Origin of the sequence: Streptomyces sp. NPDC059850 (assembly GCF_042731515.1) — a bacterium.
Classification (GTDB): Bacteria; Actinomycetota; Actinomycetes; order Streptomycetales; family Streptomycetaceae; genus Streptomyces.
This window is the reverse complement of record NZ_JBHWJI010000142.1, coordinates 1-4,181: the sequence shown is the minus strand read 5'-3', so window position 1 is coordinate 4,181 and position 4,181 is coordinate 1. Positions and strand designations below refer to the sequence as shown.

The window sequence follows — 4,181 nt, the reverse complement described above, 5'->3', positions numbered from 1 at the left end:
CATCAGCTGGTCGCGGTTCTCGCCCACGACCACCGCGCGGTGGTCGAACACCGACCGGGTGCGGACCAGCGACCAGCCCACCTCGGCAGCCGTTACGTCCTGGTCGGCGGCCACGCGCTCGGCCAGCGCCCGCGCCTGACCCCGTAACGCCGCGTCGCTGTGCCCCGACACCACCCACGGCACCACGCCGATATCGTCGGGATGCGGTCGCGCGGCGGGGTGTTCCGCCTCCTCGGGGGCCTGCTCAAGGATCAGATGGGCGTTCGTCCCCGAGATGCCGAACGCGGATACTCCGGCCCTGCGCGGCCGTTCCCCCCGTGGCCACCGGACCGGTTCGGTCAGCAGCCGTACGCCTCCCGAGGCCCAGTCCGCGTGGGGAGTCGGCTCGTCGATGTGCAGCGAGGCGGGCAGCAGCTCATGCCGCATCGCCATCACCATCTTGATGACACTGGCTGTGCCCGCAGCGGCCTGGGTGTGGCCCAGGTTCGACTTGATGGAACCCAGCCACAGCGGCCGGTCCTCCGCCCTCCCTCGCCCGTACGTGGCCAGCAGCGCCTGGGCCTCGATCGGGTCGCCGAGCGTCGTACCGGTGCCATGGCCCTCCACCGCGTCCACCTCGGCGGTGGACAGATGGGCGTTGGCGAGCGCCTGCCGGATCACCCGCTGCTGCGAGGGCCCGTTCGGCGCGGTCAGCCCATTGCTCGCGCCGTCCTGGTTGACCGCCGAACCACGGACCACCGCCAGCACCCGGTGGTTGCGACGCCGCGCCTCACCCAGGCGCTCCAGTACGACGAGCCCGGCACCCTCGCCCCAGCCGGTGCCATCGGCCGCGGCGGCGAAGGGCTTGCAGCGGCCGTCCGGAGCCATGCCGCGCTGGCGGGAGAACTCGATGAACGCCCCCGGAGTGGCCATCACCGCCACGCCACCCGCCAGCGCCACATCGCATTCGCCCTGGCGCAGCGACTGACAGGCCAGATGGATGGCCACCAGCGACGACGAACACGCCGTGTCCACCGTGACCGCGGGCCCTTCCAGCCCCAGGGAGTAGGCCACCCGGCCCGACACCACACTGCCGAGATTGCCCGCCCCGACGTAGCCCTCGACCTCGCTGGTGATGTTCCCGATGACCGACAGATAGTCGTGGGAACCGATCCCGGCGAACACACCGGTGTTGCTGCCGCTCAAGGTGTCGCGACGGAACCCGGCCCGTTCGAACGCCTCCCACGCCGTTTCGAGGAGCAGCCGCTGCTGGGGATCCATCGCGACGGCCTCACGCGGGCTGATGTCGAAGAACGCCGCGTCGAACTCGGTCGCGTCGTAACAGAATCCGCCCTGGTCCACATAGGACGTGCCGTAGTGCTCGGGATCCGGATCGAAGAGTTCGCCGAGCCCCCAGCCCCGGTCCGTAGGAAACCCGGAAATGGCGTCATCGCCCTGCTCCACCAGTTGCCAAAGGTCCTCCGGCGACCGCACCCCGCCCGGGAATCGGCACGCCATTCCCACGATGGCGATCGGCTCCGGCTCGGCGGAATCGACCTCGCGCAGACGCTGGCGGGTCTGGCGCAATTCGGCCGTGACCCACTTGAGGTGGTCGAGAAGCTTCTCTTCGTTGGACATCTAGCGCAAGCTCCTTGGCGCGGCGCGGAGGGTGGAGTTCATCGGGCTCATGCCTTTCCGAACTCATCGGAAATGAGGTCGAAAATGTCTTCCGCTGTTGCTGTCTCAAGCTCGCTATGGGCCGTGGAACGGTCGGCTTCGCGTTCCGTATCGCTCCACTTGGCCAGCAGCAGCTGCAGTCGGCCGGTGATCCGGCGACGCGCCGCCTCGTCCACCGCCGACGGCTCCGACACCGAATCCCACCTGTCGAGGTCCGACAGCAGCCGCCCCTCGGAGGTCACATCCGCATCGACCAGGCACTCGCGCAGGAAGTCCGCCAGCTGATGGGGCGTGGGGTGGTCGAAGATGAGTGTGGGGGGCAGATCGATACCGGTGACGGCGGTGAGCCGGTTCCCGAATTCGACAGCGGTGAGGGAATCGAACCCAAGCTCCTGGAATGGCTGGGTGGGGGGAATGGCGTCCGTACTGGAGTGGCCGAGGATCGCGGCCGCGTGGGTCAGTAGGTGATGGAGGAGGAGCTGCTGCTGCTGGGCGGGCGTGCTGTCGTTCAGTTGTTGCTGGAGCGAGCCGGGGCCGGACGTCGAATCCGGGGCGGCGTCGGCGCCGGACGAGGGAGCGGGCGTGAGGCGGCCGAGGAGGGGACTCGGCCGTCGCGCCGTAAAGCTGGTCGGGAACTTCTGCCAGTCGATATCCGCGACGGTGACGGTGGTGTCGTCGTGGTCGAGGGCGTGCTGAAGCGACGCGACGGCGAGTTCCGGAGCGAGCGGATTCATCCCGCGCCGGTTGTAGTAGTCGACAACGGCCTCGTCGGAGGCCATGCCCGCGTCGCTCCAGGGTGCCCAGGCGATGCTGGTGGCGGGGAGTCCTTGGGAGCGGCGGTGTTCGGCGAGGGCGTCGAGGTAGGTGTTGGCGGCGGCGTAGGCGGCCTGCCGACTGCCGCCCCAGGAGGCCGCACCGGAGGAGAAGAGGACAAAGGCGCTGAGGTCGTGGTCCTTGGTCAGCTCATGGAGGTGGGCGGCGGCCAGCGCTTTGGGCTGGAGGACCGCGTTGATGTGGGGGAGGTCGCTCTCCGCGAGCGATGTGTTCTCCGCGATGCCCGCGGCGTGGATGACGGTGGTGAGGGGGTGTTCGGCGGGGATGGTGTGGAGGAGGTGGCGGAGGGCGGTGCGGTCGGAGACGTCGCAGGCGGTGATGGTGACCGAGGTCCCCAGAGCGGTGAGTTCTTCGCTGAGTTGGGTGGCGCCGGCTGCGTCGGGGCCGGTGCGGCTGGTGAGGTGGAGATGGGGTGCGCCGTTGCGGGCGAGCCAGCGTGCGAGGTGGGCGCCGAGCCCGCCGGTGCCGCCGGTGATGAGCGTGGTGCCGGACGGTTGCCAGGGGACCGCAAGGACGTCGGTGGCGGGCGCGTGCTCAAGACGGCGCCCCAGGACGGCCGTACGGATCGCCACCTGGTCCTCGGGCTGCCCGGGCGTGAGCAGCCCGGCGATGCGGCCGGGAGTGCGGGCATCGACGGTGTCGGGCAGATCGATCAAACCACCCCAGAGCTGGGGGTACTCCAGGGCGGCGACCCGGCCAAAACCCCAGGTCTGTGCCTGGAGCGGATGGGGAAGCGCATCGGAGAGCGCGGCCGCCACGGCGCCCTGGGTGAGGCACCACAGGGCTGCGGACCACCCGAGTTCATCGAGGGCCTGGACGAGGGCCGCGGTGGCGGCCAGCCCGGTCGGAACGGCCGGGTGGTCCGGGTGCGCGGCCTCATCGAGGGCGAGGAGGCTCAACACACCGACGGGTGCGGTACGTACGTCTGCGGCACCCGCGAGCTGCTGGACGAGCGCCTCGCGATGAGCGCCAACGGTGTCGATGGCAAGCGTCTCGCGCACCGCGCCGTGGTCATCGAGTGCCTGGGCGGCGGTCAGGACGACCGGATGGTCCTCCAGCCCGGACGGCACCAGCAGCAGCCAGGTCCCCGTGAGGACGGGAGTGGCGATGGTGTCGCGCAGCTGCTCCCAGGCGATCCGGTAGCGCCACGAGTCGACGGTGGAGTGCTCCCGGTGCCGTCGACGCCAGGCCGAGAGAAGGGGGAGAGCGGGCAGGAGCGAGTCGATACCGGGGTCGTTCTCCGCCAGCTGGAGCGTGTTGGTGAGGGCGTCCACGTCCTGCGCCTCGATGGCGCCCCACAGCTGTGCCTCGACCGGGTCGTGATGCTCGCCGCGACCATCGGGACGGTGAGGGGGTGGGGCGAGCCAGAAGCGCTGGCGCTGGAAGGCGTACGTCGGCAATTCGACGAGCCGTGGGGCTGGTGCGACGGGGAACCAGGGCGCCCAGTCGACGTCGACCCCGGCGGTGTGGAGCCGTGCGAGGGCGTTGGCGAAGGCTTGGGCTTCGGGTTGTTTGCGGGTGAGCGTGGCGGCGACCAGTGGGTTGGTGTCCGTAGTCGCGTGGGCGAGGGTGTGTTGTGTGGCGGTGGCGAGGACCGGGTCCGGTCCCAGTTCCAGGAAGGCGCCTGTCTCGGGGGCGATGCGGGTGATGGCGGGGTGGAAGTGGACGGGCTGGCGGATGTGTTCGGCCCA

General features: G+C 70.2%; 2 protein-coding genes. Both read right to left on the bottom strand.

All coding sequences use genetic code 11. The features are described from left to right. A partial coding sequence (locus ACFV9T_RS42600) for a type I polyketide synthase (protein ID WP_385449244.1) occupies positions 1 to 1,617 on the bottom strand: 1,617 nt, incomplete at its 3' end. Positions 1,618 to 1,664: 47 nt separating this feature from the next. Further along, a partial coding sequence (locus tag ACFV9T_RS42595; protein WP_385449242.1) for an SDR family NAD(P)-dependent oxidoreductase occupies positions 1,665 to 4,181 on the bottom strand: 2,517 nt, incomplete at its 5' end.